Raw genomic sequence first — 19201 nt, 5'->3', positions numbered from 1 at the left:
CATTTCGTAGGGATTGAGGGCTACAGGACGTAGGTCATGCAGGTGTTGGGACTGGAACTCAAAATAAGAATGACACTTATTCTTGCGATGTGAGTACTAAAGTTGCTTTCCTTAGTGCGGTTACTCGTCGTCCCACCGAAGCCCATTGCGATTATTCGCCCCGTCAAAAGCTCTGCCACAGGAGTGGCGAACTTAACCTGCCTGCAGCTAATTTGAGTAGCAAAGATCCCCCCTCAAGCGGGGCTTCAGCTCGTGCTGTCCCCACTAGAGTCTTGTAAATTTCAATTGCCCATTTACTATATCTTATTTTACAGATTGTTTCTTTCTATTTATCCAAAAGACAATCAGTCCACCTATTAATAGTAGCATAAACCCTATACCTAACCAGTTATAGATTGATGTTGCTGTCGCTGGTAATGAGCCGCCATCATCTGATGGACCTTCTGGATCTGATGGAACGGGATCTTTTGGCTTCTCTGAATCTAGTTCATCAGATTGTACAGCTTCCAGACTGTTCATTGCTAGTTTTAAAGCCTCCAGTGCCGTATCTATATCGGCTTGGGTTGCTTCCTCATCTGCTAAAACAGCTCTTGCTATTGCTAGTGCTGCTTCTAAATCTGCATAGCTTTCTGCTGTATAGGCATCAGCATCTAAAGCTTCAGCTTCGGCTACTAGCTCTTCTAAGTCTGATTTTTCTGCTGGTGTTGGCTCTTCATCTTGTTCCTCAAGCTGTTCGATCGCTGCTTCTAAGTTCGCTACAGCATCATCGACTTCTTCTTGAGTTGCTGTTTCATCTGCAAGCACTGCTTCGGCATTGCTCAAGGCTTCGGCAAATACTTCCCAACTCTCTGCTGTATAATCTGCTTCCGATTTATCAGCCTGAAGTGCAACAAGCGCCTCTAGTTCTGATTTATCAACCTCTTCTGATTCAACCCGCTCTAATTGTTCAATAGCTTCTTGTAATGCAGTTACAGCTTGATCGACTTCTTCTTGAGTTACTGTATCATCTTCCAATATAGCTTTAGCATCATCCATAGCTTCAAGCAAGATTCCCCAGCTTTTTTCTGTATAGAGATCAGCATCTAAAGCCTCGGCTTCTTCTACTAGCTCTTCCAAGTCTGATTTTTCTACTGGTGTTGGCTCTTCATCTTGTTCTTCAAGTTGTTCGATCGCTGCTTCTAAGTCCGCTGCAGCATCATTGACTTCTTCTTGAGTTGCCGTTTCATCTGCAAGCACTGCTTCGGCATTGCTCAAGGCTTCGGCAAATACTTCCCAACTCTCTGCTGTATAATCTGCTTCCAGCCTGTCTGATTGAAGTGAAACAAGTGTCTCTAGTTCTGATTTATCAACCTCTTCTGGTTCAACCCGCTCTAATTGTTCAATAGCTTCTTGTAATGCAGTTACAGCTTGATCGACTTCTTCTTGAGTCGCTGCTTCATCTTCCAATACAGCTTTAGCATCATCCATGACTTCAAGTAAGATTTCCCAGCTTTCTTCTGTATAGAGGTCAGCATCTAAAGCTTCAGCTTCTTCTACTAGCTCTTCCAAGTCTGATTTTTCTACTGGTGTTGGCTCTTCATCTTGTTCTTCAAGTTGTTCGATCGCTACTTCTAAGTTCGCTACAGCAGCTTCTACTTCTTCTTGAGTTGCTGTTTCATCTGCAAGCACTGCTTCGGCATTGCTCAAAGCTTCGGCAAATACTTCCCAACTCTCTGCTGTATAATCTGCTTCCGATTTATCAGCCTGAAGCGCAACAAGCGTCTCTAGTTCTGATTTATCAACTTCTTCTGGTTCAACCCGTTCTAATTGTTCAATAGCTTCTTGTAATGCAGTTACAGCTTGATCGACTTCTTCTTGAGTTGCTGTTTCATCTTCCAATACAGCTTTAGCATCATCCATGGCTTCAAGCAAGATTTCCCAGCTTTCTTCTGTATAGAGATCAGCATCTAAAGCTTCGGCTTCTTCTACTAATTCTTCCAAGTCAGATTTTTCTACTGGTTCCTCTTCCGGAAGAGGCTCAACAAATTGCAACTCAAGCCAATCTAAATTGTAACCATTAACAAGTATATCTAACCGAAGTGTTTGATCACCTTCTGGGATAGCAATCGTTCCATCAGAAACGGCATTTTGATAATTTTCCCAATCACCTGTAGCTGGTAATGCAGTGGTGATTTGATTTTCTTTTACTGTAGCACGAGTACTCACGCCGCTTTCTGTTGTTGCATAATGATAAGTCACTTGGTATTTACCGGCAGGTACATTAACTAAATAATCAATCCAACCTCCTGCAACTGTGTAGCCAATATTTGTACGTTCACCTTTTTGGATGATAGCTTGACTCGCATCTATATAATCTTCTGCTTCAATCCTTACTATATCTTCTGTTGATTCGGTTACTTGTAATTCCTCAATTGCAAGTTTATTTAATTGAAGTTCACCCGCTTCAGCATATACTCTAATTATTTGTTTACCAGACTCAAGTGATATTGGCTTGTTGACCTCTGACCACTGACCCCAAACATTAGGCACATTAACTGTCGCTAATTCATCACCCTCATCACTTTTCATGACAACACTCGCATCACTATTTGTATTGAAGCCAAGTGTTAACAGGTATTCTTTGGTTTCAGGAACGTCAATCATGTACTCAATCCAATCCCCAGCCTCTATATCAGTGATTATCGATTGATCCACGGTAACACCACTTAGTTTATAGAAATCTTCTAAGTCAATTTCTCCTGGTAGCTCTGTCGGTTCTTCTTGATTAACTGTTCCTAACAAAATAAAGTTGTCTGTCAGGGTTGTACCATTGGTGGAATCTGCATAGGCTTCTTTCGGTATATTTACAGTTAGTACAACATCCTCATAGATAAGTGTACTATCTTGTGAATATTTTATTGTTACTTCTGTTGGCTTATTAAATATGACCTCGTCTGCAGAGACAGTTCCACTGTCAATCAAAGCCCCAGTAAGATAGATTTGATCAACTTCATCTTCGATAAATGTACCGCCGTCAATCGTTACTGTAAGTTCACCATCACCAGATTCAGTTGTTTCAGGTTGTACTGAAATGCTTTCTGGATCATCTATTGCTTCAAAAATCACTTCTCCAGTAATACTAAAGTCAGAGTCAGCATTATTCCAACCTTGAATTTGCGTGTTGCTTACAGTTAGTTTTGCTTGGATATCAGTATCATAATCAACTAAACGATTACCCGATAAAACTACTTCAGCTTGAGATTCATTTACACGATTTACTTCAGAAATGGTAACACCTACTGGTCCACCAACTAATTCCCAATCAGTTACATCTAAAGTTTCAATAAATGTATCATTTTCAAGTGACACATCAATTATATGACCATCCTCTGCTCCTTCTGTAACAGTAGCATTACTCAGATCTAACGTAGATCCGATCGAAATCCAGTCAATATTTAAGCCTTCTACCACTCTAAGCTGTAATTCATATTGACCAGCCTCTAATTCAATCTCATCCGTGGCTTCTGTCCAGGTCTCCCAATCTTCAGTACCTTCTAATTTACTCGTATGAATAGGTTCACCATCAACAATCCATTCCAAGCTTGGATTGCTTTCTCCTGATGCATAACGATAGGTCACTTTATAGGTGCCAGTCGCCTCTACATCAATATTATAATTCATTGTATCATTTGGATCTAAGTAGCTAACAATTTGTCCACCATCTATATCTTGAATAAGGGCCCCTTCGTGTTCTGTAAACTGCTCTGCTTGAATTCTTCCTGGAACACTATGTTCGTTTGGTGCCTTAGTAAAGGTTATATCATTTAAATTGAAACCCTCACCAACTGCAGTGATTCTTAGTCTTTGAATACCTTTATTTAATGGTACTTTTGTTCTTATCTTAGCCCAATTTTCCCACCATCCAGTTGCTTCACTTGTTAGAGTTCCTAAACTTTCACCATCTATCGATACCTCAAATTGGGGTTCATTTGATTCTTCAGCATGTCCAAGGTCAAGATAATAATCTCCTGCTTCTTTGACATCTACAAGATAATCAAAAGTTGCTGTATCCTGTAATTCACCGACATAGCCGTTACTTGTACTGAATGTCCCTTCAGCCTCTTCATAGTCAACAGCATTTATAGTTCCCGGTACTTGGTGTGCTTCTAGGCGGTCCCAACGATAGGTTGCTACAGAATTCGCTGGTAAAACAGCTGTAAATTGGGTACCTTCTGAAACTAACTTAAATTTTTGATCTGCATTTGTTTGATTGGTAACGACCGTAACTATTTCCTCTTCGTCTGGACTCATAAAAGATACATTTGTCACTTTATCAGAAGAACCATAATCACTGTCTATTCGGGTATAATCAGGTTTTACAAACTTAGTGTAATGCCCATGGATATAATATTCTGGTGTTAACCAATAATGGTCCGGCTCAGCAGAATCCTGAACTATTGTCGTTGGATCTGGTGTACCAACCCATTGATGTGTATTAATATCACTATCAAGCATCACAACCCAAGAATTATAACTACGTGCATAATTTCTAAAATACTGTGCAATTCGATCAGCACCATGCGTGCCCCAAACCGAACGTTCTGTTAAATAGACATCCTTGTCAGGGAATTGCTCTTTTATCTTTGTCATTTCTGATAAAGAGCCACCATAATCATGGAAGGCCGTACCATCAATGGCAGCATAACCATCGTCATCCTGTAAGAATCTAGCTGCATAACTCTGTGCATCCGCTGGATTATGGTCAAACATCCAGAGTTTCACATGATCAAAACCATTAGCATCTAGCTTTTCTCTCAAATACTTGGCTAAGGTAACTGCCCTATTCCAAGGCAAATGCATACTTGGATAGTCAATCTCAAGAAGTGGTTCATTTTGAAGTGTCATCGCTTCTATCTCAATGCCTTCTTCGCGATAGGCTTGGAAAAATTTTAAATAATATTCAGCCAACACCTCTTCATAACCCTCTTTAAGTTGTCCAGCAATCATACTATCAGATGTTTTCATCCAGCCTGGTGGACTCCATGGAGATGCAAAGAATTTAATATCTGGATTAACTTCTTGCATTTTCTTCACGGTATCAATAATCTTAAACTCCCGATCCTTTTCAATTGAAAATTCGCTTAAATCTAAATCTTCTTCTCCAGGAGGCATATCATTATAAGAATAGAATTCTTGTGCGGTAAAGTCTGACGTACCGATTGTTAACCGCATCAAGCTCATTCCAATACCATCCTCTGGATCTACAAGCTTTTCAATTAATTCATTTCTTGCTTCTTCACTCATCTTCATCATATTATAGATAGTCGATTCATCTACCGAAGCACCAATACCCATAACATCTTGATAGGTTTCGCTTGGATCGATGTGAATCGTATTAATCTCTGAATCTTCTACTTCTTGAGTTATATCTAGATTATCTTGCTTTTCTAGTTTTGGATCACCTTCTTGCCAACGAGAATTATAATACCAGCCCATATCTTGAGCATCTCGTGCTAAGGTTAGCCAATTATCTACAGCATCTTCTTTAACTACCGTTGCTTCATCATCTTCAGGTAAAGCTGGCGGTTCGGGAGTAGGATCATAATCATCTGGAATATCACCCGTTCGCTCAAATTCATACCAATTAAGATTTAATTCCCCAGCCGTAAACAATACACGAATGCGTTGATTCCCCTCTTCTAATGCAACATCTTCAATCGTATATGTTTCCCAGCTTTGATAGCCACCTGTACTAGATACAGACATTTCGCCTATTACATTATTATTTTCATCTATTAATTGAACTCCCGTATTACCATCTGCTGCATAACGAATATCAACATTGTAAAATCCAGATTCCGTTACATTAATTTGGTAATCTAGCCAATCTCCTGAATCAGACCAACCTACGTTTAGACCCCCGCCTTCATCTTCAGTTTCCTCAGTATCAAGACCACTTTGGCGTAACCAATCTTCAGCTTCGATCTTACCAGGAATGGGCTGGCTTTCTACCTCTGGCTTTTCTGGAACTTCTGGCAATTCCGGTGTGACTTCCTCTTTTGTTAAATTATATCCAGTTTCAAACAAGAAGTAATCACTTTCTTCACCATAAAAGGATGGATACGCTTCCATAAAGTGTGGCCAACGAATTGGTAATGTACCTTCAAAATCATAATCACCAAATAATACATCAGCTACACCTCCACCTTCTGTTCCAGGTAACCAAGCTGCAACTAGCCCTGCCCAATCATCCATCTGATCAGTGATGATCATTGGACGGCCAGAAACAAGCACGACAATGATTGGGATATCTGGATCTGCACGGCGAATATTTTTAAGGGTTTCATTTTGAGCAAAATCAAACGTTATCTCACTTGTATCCCCATCACTTTCTGCATAAGGCATTTCACCTAAAACGGCAATTGCAACATCTTTACCAGCTGCACCTCTACCATGCTCGTTATAAGTTACCTTATCAGCTCCAACTCTTTCTTGAATTCCTTCAAGAATCGTTGTACCTGGTGTATGGTTTCCTGGAGCCCCTTGCCAACTAATTGTCCAACCCCCTGATTGGAGACCTATATCATCTGCACTACGACCAGCCACGAATATATCATCCATCTCAGCTAGTTGTGACATAATTGGAGCCCCATTCACTTCATCATTCTTTAATAAAACAAGTGATTCACGAACGGCTTGACGAGCAACATCCTTATGATCTTCATGACCAAACTCATCAGCTAGTGAAGGATCAGTTTTGGGATTTTCAAATAATCCCGCCTCAAACTTTACTCTTAAAATTCTTGTTACGGCATCATCTACTCGGTCCATACTAACCTCTTCATCTTCAACTAGGTTTTTGAGATGATTAAGTGTTTCTAGCCAATTCTGAGGCTGCATGAACATATCAACACCCGCATTAACAGCTGTTTTTAACTGGTCCTTTAAACCGCTTACATTATTGCCATCTTGATCAACACTTATTTGATCAATGCCATTATAATCAGTAATAACAAAACCATCAAACCCTAACTCACCTTTTAAAACATCTGTTAACAAACGCTTATTAGCATGCATTCTTAAACCACCAATGCTATGGTAGGACGCCATGACTGTACGTACACCTGCATCAATAGCCTTTTCATACATAACTAGTGTTTTTTCGAGTATTTCATCCTCAGATAAAGTACTAATATCGCCTTGGTTTCGTCCCCCATCTGTGTAACCTTCCCCAATAAAGTGCTTAGCTGTTGCAACTACATCGGTTTCAGATAAATCACCTTGTAGTCCTTTCACATAAGCTTCTCCTAAACTTGCTGATCTTGCTACATCATCGGAAAAAGCTTCATAGGTACGACCCCAAGAAATATTTTGAGCGGTAGCAATAGTCGGTGCAAAATTCCAATGAACACCTGTTGATCTGACTTCATCGGCTACTGCGGCACCTACTTCTTGTGTTAAATCCTCATTATTTGCAGCTCCCAGCCCAATATTATGAGGGAAAATAGTAGCACCAATTACATTATTATGCCCATGAACGGCATCAACCCCATATATGATTGGTATCCCTAAGTCAGTTTCCAAGGCTGCATCCTGATAGTCATCTACAAGTTGGGACCAATTTTCTGGTAAACTATCTTTTTCCTCATCATTAGGAAATGAGCCTCCACCACTAAGAACTGATCCTAGTTTATACTCTTTTACTTGCTCTGGCGTTACAGATCCTCTTTCCGCTTGAATCATTTGACCAAGCTTTTCATCAGTAGACATTCTAGCTAGTAAGTCATTTACTCTATCTTCAATAGATTCATTAGAATCGAGATAAATAGGAGATTCATCTGATTCATTACTAACCTCTGCCTTAACATGTGGAACGGTAAAAAATGTTTCTACTACTGTAAACAACAATAAAAGAATCATAAACAAAGCTGTTTGCCTTCTGTATTTATACATTTTTTCCTCCTTATAAGCACATATTCTAGAAAACTTGAAACCTATTAAGCATAATTTACATTTTTTTGAACCAATAGAGTAAATGAGTTAAGAAACTTATTCACTCTCCAAGTTATTGCCTTGGATGCAGGCTTATCCACTAACAGAGAAGTCTACATCCAAAGCTTGTATGTCGGTTTACCTACTTCATTACTTTATAAACATTAATAAATTCTTGTGCCACTATACGAAAAGATTCTGCATTCATGAGTTGATCCTCTGCGTGTATAAGTAAAAGTGTAGGATTTGTTTCGTTTCCTGAAGCCTCATCCTGAATTAATTGTGCATGAGCGCTATGCCCTTCATTGTAGACTTGCATTCCTTCTTCAATAAGTTTTTCTGCCTGTTCAAATTTCTTTTCTTTTGCATATTGAATAGCCTCGATATAATTGGATTTCGCACTACCTGCAGAAGAAATAATTTGGAAACATGATAATTCCAATCCTTCCATTTAATCACCGATCTCCTTTTTAGCGTCTTCCAATACCTTTTTCCCATTAGCCATCCCATAAGCACTCATATCAATGACTGAAACTGGGCAATCTAATTTTGACTGAATCCGTTTTTGTTCAAAACGAACTTGTGGTCCAAGTAAAACGATATCTGCATCTTTAGCTTCTTCTTGTGCCTGGTTGACAGGATAGGCATCAATTTGGCAATTATAGCCGGACTTTTTGGCTTCTTCTCTCATTTTATTAACCAATATACTTGTAGACATCCCTGCATTACACATCAAAACGATTTTTCTCATCATGTCAAATCCTTTCCGTTTGTTTTGATAACCTTTTTATACCAGTAAAATGACTGTTTTCTTTTCCTATCCAACGTTCCCTTGCCTTCATTGTCCTTGTCCACATAGATAAAACCATAGCGTTTTTCCATTTCTCCTGTTGTAAAAGATACCAGATCAATACAGCCCCAAACTGTATAGCCCATTAAGCTTACACCATCTAAAAGAACAGCTTTCTTCAATTCTTCAATGTGGGACCTAATATAAGAAATTCTGTAAGTATCATTTATAAATCCATTCTCGTCTGTTTGGTCAAATGCCCCAAAACCATTTTCAACAATGAATAATGGCAAATTATATCTTTCATATAATATATTCAAGATGTAGCGCAAACCTATTGGATCAATTGCCCAGCCCCAATCTGATGATTGAATATAAGGATTTGGAACCGAATGCTCATTTCCACCGTTTAATGATTGTGATGAATCGGTTTTGTGATCATGCTTAACGGTTTGACTCATATAATAGCTAAGCCCAATATAGTCAACTATTCCTTCTTCTAAAACAGCTAAATCTCCAGGCTCCATTCGAATGGTAAAACCTTTTCTTTCCCAATACCTCTTTATATAATCGGGGTATTTACCTCTTACTTGGACATCAGGGAAAAAAAAGCGGTCATGCATCAAGTTACTAGCAAGCATCACATCTTGCGGATTGCTCGAATATGGATAGATAGGAACCATCGCTACCATACAGCCAATTTGGAAATTCGGATTTATTTCATGACCTTTCTTAACAGCTATTGCACTGGCAACTAATTGATGATGAGCAACCTGATATAATGTTTCCTCAGGACAATTGAATTCTGAAAACCGCACGCCAGAACAGGTCCAGCCAAAAATGTCATTCTTATAATTCATCTGATTATTTATTTCATTAAATGTCATCCAATATTTCACTTTATTTTTATACCGTTCCATAACAGTTACAGCAAATTTAACAAAGAAATCAACGACTCTGCGATCAGACCAACCACCATATTCCTTTGCCAGATAATATGGCATCTCAAAATGACTCAATGTTATCACTGGCTCGATATTATACTTCAACATCTCATCAAAGACTCGATCATAAAACTGTAGTCCCGCTTCATTAGGCGAGTCTTCATCTCCATTAGGAAAAATACGTGTCCAAGCAATAGACGTACGAAAACACGTAAAACCCATTTCCGCAAATAAAGCAATATCTTCTTTATAATTGGAGTAGAAATCAATGGCCTCGTGATTCGGATAATAATAATCTGAATGAATTCCTTCCGTGATTAATCTAGCTATCTCGTTCGAACCTGAGGTCATTACGTCTGTTACACTTAACCCTTTCGCATCTTTATTATAGCCACCCTCAAATTGATTTGCTGCAACAGCTCCCCCCCAAAGAAAATCTTTGGGGAGGCTCATCTTGGTGTCCAGCTCCTCTATAGTTGTACTGTCTGTCATATTTTATTCTACTCCTTTCCAGCTATTTATTCAGATTCAGTAGACTCTTGCTCAACCAGATTTTTATCCTGAGCTTTCATAAATGGCCAATATATAGCAACTGATATAGCAAGAATGATCAATTGAATAAGAGCACCAGAGAAACCGTTAAGAATAAAACCTGAAATAATCGGTGGTGCTGTCCATGGAATTTGAACACCTGAGAATGGTGGCATAAAACCTATTGCAATGGCTACATAAGTAATAATGAATCCTATTGTTGGCACTAATATAAATGGGATCAACATAAACGGGTTATAAACAATCGGTAAGCCAAATATAACCGGTTCATTAATATTAAATATACCTGGAATGATAGACAGTTTTGAAACCGATCTCATTTGTTTGGATTTAGCTGTAATAATCGCTGCAATCAGCAATCCCAGCGTAATGCCCGTTCCACCAAATTTAACATACACATCTATCAGTTGAGGCGTAATAATATTTGCACCATCTGCTACCGTTAAATTACCGCTTGCAAGCAAGTCATTATTTGCTAAAGCATTCGTTGTCAAAATAGGAGCCATAACACCCATAACAATATTTGGACCATGCAAACCAGCCCAGAATAATAAAGAAATCAACAATGTAATAACTAACCCACCAATAAAGGAATCACTTAAATTTTGCATTGGTACTTGGAGAGCATCAAAAATGACTTGTGTTAAAGAAGAATCAAATGCAACTTGAAGTACTTGATATACAATCATGGAACCAAGTATGATAACAAGCCCTGGTATCAAGGCTGCAAATGAATTTGAAACTCCTTGGGGCACACCGTCAGGCATCTTAATAGTAATCTTCTTCTTTTTAAAGAAAGTAAAAACAGCACCTGAAATCAACCCAATTATAATAGCGGTAATGACACCTTGCGCACCTGTCCAATCCTTTGGTATCACGCCACCAATTACTTCTCCACTTTCCGATACAGTAGAAGATGCCGTAATCACTAGGAAAGAAACTAAAGCAATGATTGCACTTGAAATGCCATCTTCATCATCATTTCTGGCATAAAAATAAGCGATGCCAATTACTGTAACTATGGCAAGTATGTCAAAAGTCGCGCCAACTACCTGATTTAAACCGATATTCCAATCTGCGCCAAACAAATTCGCCATAAATTCGCCGTATCCTTCAATTGGAATATTCCCCACTAGTAAAAATAACGAACCAATTAATGTGATTGGCATTGTTAATACAAAACCATCTTTTAATGCTACCAATGCTTTCGTACTGGAAATTTTAACAACAACATTTAAAAAACCATCAAAAATCTTCTTAAAACCCTGCATTTTACTCCCCCCAATAATTCAATTTTAACAAGTAAAGTAATTCATTCGAATGAATATAATTCAATTATATAGAAAATGAAAGCATTGTCAATAATTTATTGAATAAATTATTGTGATACGAATAAAAATTTATTGTAATGTTTCGGATCTCAAGTAAAATAAGAGGCAGGAAGGATATAAAATTTATCACAACCAGACAAAAACACCATACCCTCGGGAGGGAAATGAGCTCGAACTGTGCGATTACCCACCTCATCGGCAAGGGTTGCATAACATACGTTGTGTAGATCTCGCCCCCACTGAAACTTTATTTCTCATAAATCATTTTTGTTATAAAACCCTTTTTGCTTTTAACACCATTTATGAGCTCCATATCAGATATCAATACAACTCACGATTTATTAGATATCGAATAAATATCCACTTTCAAGAAAATACAATCGCTATTCTTTTGAGGGGCAAACCGAAAAAATGAAGCATCACTAAAAATCTCTAAAATTAAAACAGTTGAATGATTTGTATAAAGATAGTACAATTAGTTCTCGTATGGGATAATGAATTTTATTTATTGTAATTCATTGTCATAATAAGACTAAGGACTGAAAAAAGTGAACTCTAAACAATTAATTTCCAAAATAAAGGAAAAAATATTGAATAATGAATATGAAAATAAGAAGCTTCCTACAGAGGATATGTTAATGGAGGAGTTCGGTGTCACCCGTTATAGTGTCAGAAAGGCTATCCAAAATTTGGTGGATCATGGTTTGATTTATCAAGTACAAGGAAGCGGGATGTACATTAAAGAAAGAAGAGATGACTGCTTAGTTTTATCCAGTACAGAAGGGCTCGTGATGGGATTCTCCAATAAAAGCGTTACTTCAACGTTATTAGATCTGAAAATTGTAGAAGCTGATGATGATTTAGCAAATGACTTCAAATGCAAAATAGGTACACCCATATATAAGGTTACCAGATTGCGGTATTTAGATGGAGTACCATTTTGTGTAGAGTATTCAAATTATAATAAGAATATTGTCAGTTATTTGAATAAAGAAATCATTGAGAGTTCTATTTATGAATATTTAAGAAATGACTTAAAGCTTAATATAGGATTTGCGGATAAAATAATTTCTAGTGAAAAATTAAGCCGAAAACATGCGGATCTATTAAACCTTATGGAAAATGACCCGAGCCTTATAATAAATGATACCGTCTATTTAACAAATGGTAGTATTTTTAATTCATCTAAGGTATTATATAACTACAAAATAACGAAATTATTCGATGTAGCAAATCTCAAATAATACAACATAAATAGATAAATATTTTGACAAAGACCCTTGAATTATTGTACAGATCAAGCAATCCTCTTATATAGAGAGGGAAATTTCACCTATACTTTGTTCGGACCCACCCACTATGTGCAGGAATAAAACAAAAGGATTATCTTTCCTTATTTTTTATTAGAAAACTAGGATCTAACTAAATATTGGGACATACACCTTACTCATACGGAAAGTATTTTTGCTTTCTTGATTGTCCGAGAAATGAACTTCCATGATGACTCATCAAGGAAGATTTTTTTAAAGTGAGGTCAAGCTCAAAACTCAATAAAAAAACAGGTATTCAATTGATCACTGAATGCCTGTTTTTGTGTTTATAATTGAATAGGTCTGATATTATCATGAAAAAAGAGCACAAAAGTTACCTGAAAAAATTCTATGGAGGTGTGCTCTGATGTTTACCTTTGATATCATAAATCAAGTGATTTTGCCATTAGATTTAGAGATGAAATTAACATAAAATTTCATTACAATTAATGACCTTATCGAACGTAGCCCAAATGAGATAATCGCTTTTTTTCGGCTTAACCTTCACTCACTAAATGGAGAATGTTTAACACCATTCTTTTGTTCTGTCCCGGTCTCCTTGACATATCTACTTATAAAATTGAAATCTGACCTGTAATAATTTCCAAATTACCCTTTTCACTTGTGATAACAAGTTTCTGATAGGGCTGGTTTGGATAAATTAAACTTGTCAACACTGACAAGCCATCATCAGCAAACAATTCAATTGATGAAGCATCTAGGATAAAACGAAGATTGAGTTCTGAATCAGTACCAATTGACATTAATTGTGGCTGATTAAATAAAGCTGGAATGTCTTCTTTGTCATTATATTGGCGTTGCAAAGTCACTTCTTGTGTTGCACCATTTACTTTAACAATGATGGGTTGTTCTTCTCGATCAATAAATGCCAAAGTGAATGTTTCAGTATTCGTTATATTAAATGTCAAATCAATAGCCATACTTATTCCATTTAATTCAATCTGATGTGATTCTGATGATTTTATCATTTTTTTCTCGATTGTTTGAACAGATTGAGCATGTTGTTCAATCTCTTTTACTGGAGATTGTTTCAATACATCTTCACCGTCAACAGTTTGCAAACTCAACTGACGTGGGAATGTCATTTGTCCGCGCCATCCTGCTGTTGGCACTTGGTTTGCATAACGCCAATTACTCATCCAAGCCATATATATCCGACGCCCATCGCTAGTAGGAATATCTGAAAAACTAACTCCCGCATAATTATCCTTACCATGATCTAGCCAACGGATATCTTTATGATCTGGAACAAATGTCGTCCCATCAAAATCACCAACAAAATAGTGTGTTTTTGAACCAACATTATATTGCGGATTGTCTCCAACACTGACAAACAGCGTCCATTTCTTTTGATTCGTTCCTTCAATCGGCAACTCAAAAAGATCAGGACATTCCCAAACGGCTGCTTGATAACCAACATCATCACCAAATTTACTTTCAAACTGCCAGTCTTTCAAATTTTGCGAGCTGTAAAAACGAACAGATTGTCCTGTTGCTAACACCATTATCCACCGTTTTCTCGGTGGGTCCCAAAAAACTTTGGGATCTCTAAAATCAACAAGATCCGGGTCCGTTAAAACGGGGTTCCCCTCATATTTCACCCATGTTCTACCACGATCATGGCTATAAGCAAGGCTTTGGGTTTGAACGTCTCGCTCTCCATTTACACCTGGCAGATGATGAGTAAAAATAGCAACAAGTCCAGGTTTTTCTGGAAAGAACCCTGTTGTATTATGCCAGTCTACAACTGCACTACCGGAAAATATTTGTCCTAAATGATCTGGGAAAAGAGCAATATCTAGCTCTTCCCATTCAATCATATCTTTACTCACTGCATGTCCCCAGTGCATAGGACCCCAGACTGTATCTTTCGGATTATATTGAAAAAATAAATGATATTCCCCTTCAAAGTAGGCCATACCATTGGGATCATTTATCCAATTAGCTTTAGGTGAAAAATGCACCCGGGGTCTGTGTTTATTTATCTCTTTATGCAACATGTTTATTCCCTCCCATTAATTTGGTACTAATATTGATCGCAAACATCTTATTTAATCTTAAGTCTCTCACTTAAACCTAAATGCTCTAGTTTATTTAAACAATCTGCTAATTGTCGTTAGTATCCTCATCTAACTAACTATTCTACATTAATCCATGGAAAGATCTCAACTGCTTGAACTCACTCCGGACCTTCACCTAACTCTTCAATCCAACTGATACTGATTAATGGGAGACTCCTACTAACGCCTTAACATCCTAGGACTGAAACTGGGACTGCGGTTACTCGCCCCACCGAAGTGATTTGCGGTCACTCGCCTATCGAAAAGACTTGTGAAAGCAGTTGTGCGACCAACATCGTATTGTTCCCGGTTATCTATAATAAAATGATTGGAAAGACTAAATCTGACAATGACTAGTTATTTGAATCACTTCATTTGTGGACATGAATTTTTGAGGTATACTCATTCTCAGAGATTTGTGCACCATTCAATTTATGTTAATCACTCGCTATAACGAGACAGACAAGCTAAACTAGTAGATAGATATTTTAAAAACGGAGTTGATCTTAATGCTTGAAGAATTCTGGTTGACACAATCTGATGGACAAGATATTTATATTAGAAAATGGAAAGCTCAAAAGCAAATACCTCTTGCCATTGTCCAACTTGCTCATGGAATGGCAGAACATAGTGGACGTTATCATGAATTTGCGAAATTTTTAGTTTCACATGGCTTTATTGTATATGCCAATGATCATCGGGGGCATGGACGTACAGGTGAAAAAATGGGGACAATGGGTTTCTTGGCTGATAAAGATGGCTTTGAACGGGCTGTTGAAGACTTAAAGACGATTAATGATCAGATTCATCACACATATCCTAATCTACCTGTATTTATGCTTGGACATAGTATGGGTTCTTTTTTAGTTAGACGGCTTATTCAGCGTTATTCAAATGCGGTTGATGGTGTGATTTTATCAGGCACTGGTGCTGGGAAAGGCTTGATCGGAAAATTAGGTCGCATCATGGCTAAGTTTGAAATAAAGAGACTTGGTGCCAAATCAGAAAGCCCATTGATGGATAAGCTCAGCTTTGGTCAATTTAATAAAAAATTTAAAGATTCAGAGAGCTGGATCTCAAGTGACCCTGAAACTGTTCAAATTTATCAAGATGACCCGTATTGTGGGTTCATCTCAACTGCTAAATTTTTTGAGGATTTGCTTAGTGGTATTGAATTAATTCATAAACGTACCGAAATAGCGCGTATAGATCAATCCTTACCTTTCTTATTGATCAGTGGAACAGCTGACCCTGTAGGTAACAATGGTAAAGGTGTTAAACAGGTTGTTAAAATTTACAAAAGAGCAGGGATTCAATCGATTGATTTAATACTTTACCCAAACGGTCGACATGAAATGCTATTTGAAACTAATCGAGATCAAGTGATGAAAGATATTTTGTCATGGTTGATTAAAATGATCGCTTAACGACAGACGCCTGCATATATTATTGCTTGCCTTGAAAATTATAAATCATTCTTATTTATTTCGAAACACGAATAATAAATCTCGATTTTTTTACTTAACGTGGTATAATAGCGGTTACATATATTAAGAAATTTGGTGGTTATAGAATGGAACAATTAACAAATACGAATACGATTTCACCTAAGAAACAACTCTTTATGATTACTTGGCCAATATTTATTGAAACGTTTCTCCAAACATTCATGCGCTTTTCAGATACGTTTATGCTCAGTTTTATTTCAGATCAAGCTGTAGCTGCTATTGGTGTTGTCAATCAAGTCATGATGTTTACCTTCGTATTATTTAACTTTACTGCGATGGGATCAGGAGTTGTAGTTTCCCAATTCGTCGGTGCTAATAATTCAGAAGGAGTGCGAAAGACGATTGCTCATGCCATTACTGTTAATCTCTTATTTGGAGCTTTGGTCAGTTTAATTATCACAAGCTTTCGAACGCAATTTATTAGCCTCTTCGATTTAGAAGCTGAGCTTTTTCAATATGCGGAAGTTTATATGCTCATTGTCGGAAGTGCCCTCTTTGCTCAAGCAATGGTTCTAACTATCTCTGCAATTTTGCAAGCAATGGGTCACACAAAAGACGTTATGTTTGTTGTAGTAATTATGAATCTAGTTAATATCCTTGGAAACTATGCTTTTATCTTTGGGGCATTTGGTTTTCCACAACTTGGAGTCACAGGGGTAGCTCTTTCTACAGCTGTAGTTCGAGGGGCAGCTATGGTCGGGATCTTCCTTTTACTCGTTCGACGGATGCCTATTAAGCTACCATTTAAAGCTTTTTTGAATTTAGAAAAAAATTATCTAGTGAAAATCTTAAATATTGGGATTCCAGCAGCAGGAGAACAACTTTCTTATAACATTAGTCAAATTGTCATTACAGTCTTTGTTACATCTTTAGGAGCAACAGCACTTGCGACTAGAGTGTATGCTCAGAACTTCATGTCATTAATGACCGTTTTCTCAATCTCCATTGCAAAAGGGATGCAAATCTTTATCGGACAGCTTGTCGGTGCAGGAAAAGAGCAAGAGGCTTATCGGAATTTATTCATTGGAGTTCGTTATGCCCTAACTGTTGCACTCTCAGTAGGTGGAATTCTTGCGGTTTTTGGCAAACAGTTCTTTAGTATCTTCTCTGGTGATCCAGAAGTCATCAGTTTAGGGGCAATTATTTTAGTAATCGGGTTAATCTTAGAACCTGGCAGGACATCAAACATAGTAATCATTAGTTCATTAAGAGCAACTGGAGATGCCCGCTTCCCTGTAATGATTGGTATTTTTATTATGTGGGGAATTTGTGTTCCTCTAGCCTATTTCTTAGGCATTACTATGAATTTTGGATTGGTCGGTATTTGGCTAGCAATGATGACTGATGAATGGATTCGTGCAGCCATTATGTGGTTGCGTTGGCGAAGTAAGAAATGGATGGGGAAAGCTGTTGTTCAGCAAAGCGAACACAGAACACCTGCGTAAAATAGCTCTGCTTTCAGAGATATTGTATAACGGGATAAAGATAGTTCAACAGTTTTTATACCATTTTTCAAACGATAAAGTCCTTATCGAATAACGTTTGAAATCATTTTTATTTATGTTTATTCGTAATCGAGTTCAGAATTAGAATATCACATGTAAATCTTAACTTTCGCGCTTAATCTAAAAAATCTCCATTTAAATCACTAGATAGACAATAAATCAATTAGTGAACATTAGAGAAGCTATTGCACAATGAAACATAAGTTGTGCAACAGCTTTTTTCTTTATCGATATTGGAAGTTTGATACCCTCTATTCAACCTTTTGACTTGGAATTCTTCTGAAAATACGGGGTAGAAGGGTTATATCCGACATTTGGGCTTGCAATTCCATTTGAAATGTTTGATAGAAGCCCCCCCTATACGACATTTAGGATCACGATTCCATTTGAAATGTTTGATAGAAGCCTCCTATACGACATTTGAGATCACGATTCCATTTAAAATGTTTGATAGAAGCCTCCTATACGACATTTGGGCTTGCAATTCCATTTGAAATGTTTGATAGAAGCCTTCTATACGACATTTAGGCTCACGATTCCATTTAAAATGTTTGATAGAAGCCTCCTATACGACATTTGAGATCACGATTCCATTTAAAATGTTTGATAGAAGCCTCCTATACGACATTTGGGCTTGCACTTCCATTTGAAATGTTTGATAGAAGCCTCCTATACGACATTTGGGATCACGATTCCATTTAAAATGTTTGATAGAAGCCCCCTATACAACATTTGGGCTTACAATCTCATTTAAAATGTTTGATAGAAGCCCCCTATACGACATTTGGGCTTGCAATTCCATTTGAAATGTTTGATAGAAGCCCCCTATTCCATTCGACATTTCGGCTTGCAATGTCAATCAAAAGACATCGAATAAAAGCTCTACCTCACTTCTCTAGATGGGAGGGAACTGGCTTCGATATTCACGTAAATGATTACCATAACCACAAAAAAACACTTGATTAATCGTAGAAAAGAAGCTGTTTCAAGATATGCGATGGATATCTTGAAACAGCTCCCCAATAAGTCTGATTTTAATCGATCAATATTTCTTAAGTAGGTTATTACCAATTTTCTTCTAAAAACATAAGGGCGACCGTATTTCTAACAATCGTCCGGCAATACATAGAAAAAGATCGACATTTAAGTCTCATAATAGAAAAACACTTATTCTAGTGATGTAATGGCTTCGTCATTTTCCTGAGTATG

At 37.5% G+C, this 19201-nt stretch carries 9 protein-coding genes; 3 read left to right on the top strand and 6 right to left on the bottom strand.

What is annotated here, in order from left to right:
* Positions 1–303: 303 nt before the first annotated feature.
* From ACS127_RS08925 to ACS127_RS08905, 5 genes are all read right to left on the bottom strand, one after another.
* Positions 304–7932, bottom strand: coding sequence for a glycoside hydrolase family 3 N-terminal domain-containing protein (locus tag ACS127_RS08925; RefSeq protein WP_440894693.1), 7629 nt, complete (start codon positions 7930–7932; stop codon positions 304–306).
* A 181-nt stretch (positions 7933–8113) separates the two neighbouring features.
* Positions 8114–8422 carry a PTS lactose/cellobiose transporter subunit IIA gene (locus tag ACS127_RS08920; RefSeq protein ID WP_440894692.1) on the bottom strand — a complete coding sequence of 103 codons (309 nt, stop codon included), beginning with the start codon at positions 8420–8422 and terminating at the stop codon, positions 8114–8116.
* Entirely contained in the window at positions 8423–8722 is a 300-nt protein-coding gene (locus tag ACS127_RS08915; protein WP_440894691.1) for a PTS sugar transporter subunit IIB, read from the bottom strand.
* Positions 8722–10158: a 6-phospho-beta-glucosidase gene (locus ACS127_RS08910; protein ID WP_440894690.1), complete on the bottom strand. Its 1437-nt coding sequence runs from the start codon at positions 10156–10158 to the stop codon at positions 8722–8724. The genes ACS127_RS08915 and ACS127_RS08910 overlap by 1 nt, the downstream gene beginning before the upstream one ends.
* Positions 10159–10223: 65 nt before the next feature.
* Positions 10224–11528, bottom strand: a complete 1305-nt coding sequence (locus tag ACS127_RS08905) for a PTS sugar transporter subunit IIC (RefSeq protein WP_440894689.1) — start codon at positions 11526–11528, stop codon at positions 10224–10226.
* Between the two features lie 608 nt (positions 11529–12136).
* Here ACS127_RS08905 and ACS127_RS08900 point away from each other — a divergent pair.
* Positions 12137–12832 (top strand): GntR family transcriptional regulator, encoded by a 696-nt coding sequence (locus ACS127_RS08900; RefSeq protein ID WP_440894688.1) that lies wholly within the window; start codon positions 12137–12139, stop codon positions 12830–12832.
* 638 nt (positions 12833–13470) lie between these two features.
* On the opposite strand, the gene ACS127_RS08895 is transcribed toward ACS127_RS08900, so the two are convergent.
* Positions 13471–14919 (bottom strand): glycoside hydrolase family 32 protein, encoded by a 1449-nt coding sequence (locus ACS127_RS08895; RefSeq protein ID WP_440894687.1) that lies wholly within the window; start codon positions 14917–14919, stop codon positions 13471–13473.
* 569 nt (positions 14920–15488) lie between these two features.
* Between ACS127_RS08895 and ACS127_RS08890 the strand changes: the two genes are divergently transcribed.
* The gene (locus tag ACS127_RS08890) at positions 15489–16406 is read left to right on the top strand and encodes a lysophospholipase (protein ID WP_440894686.1); all 918 of its coding nucleotides are present in this window, start codon (positions 15489–15491) and stop codon (positions 16404–16406) included.
* Positions 16407–16552: 146 nt separating this feature from the next.
* Positions 16553–17932: an MATE family efflux transporter gene (locus tag ACS127_RS08885; protein WP_440894685.1), complete on the top strand. Its 1380-nt coding sequence runs from the start codon at positions 16553–16555 to the stop codon at positions 17930–17932.
* Positions 17933–19201: the final 1269 nt, after the last annotated feature.

The sequence above is a fragment of the Amphibacillus sp. Q70 genome (assembly GCF_052055485.1).
In the GTDB taxonomy this organism is placed as follows: Bacteria; Bacillota; Bacilli; order Bacillales; family Amphibacillaceae; genus Amphibacillus.
Note: the sequence above shows the minus strand (reverse complement) of the source record. Positions and strands in the feature narration are given on the sequence as shown.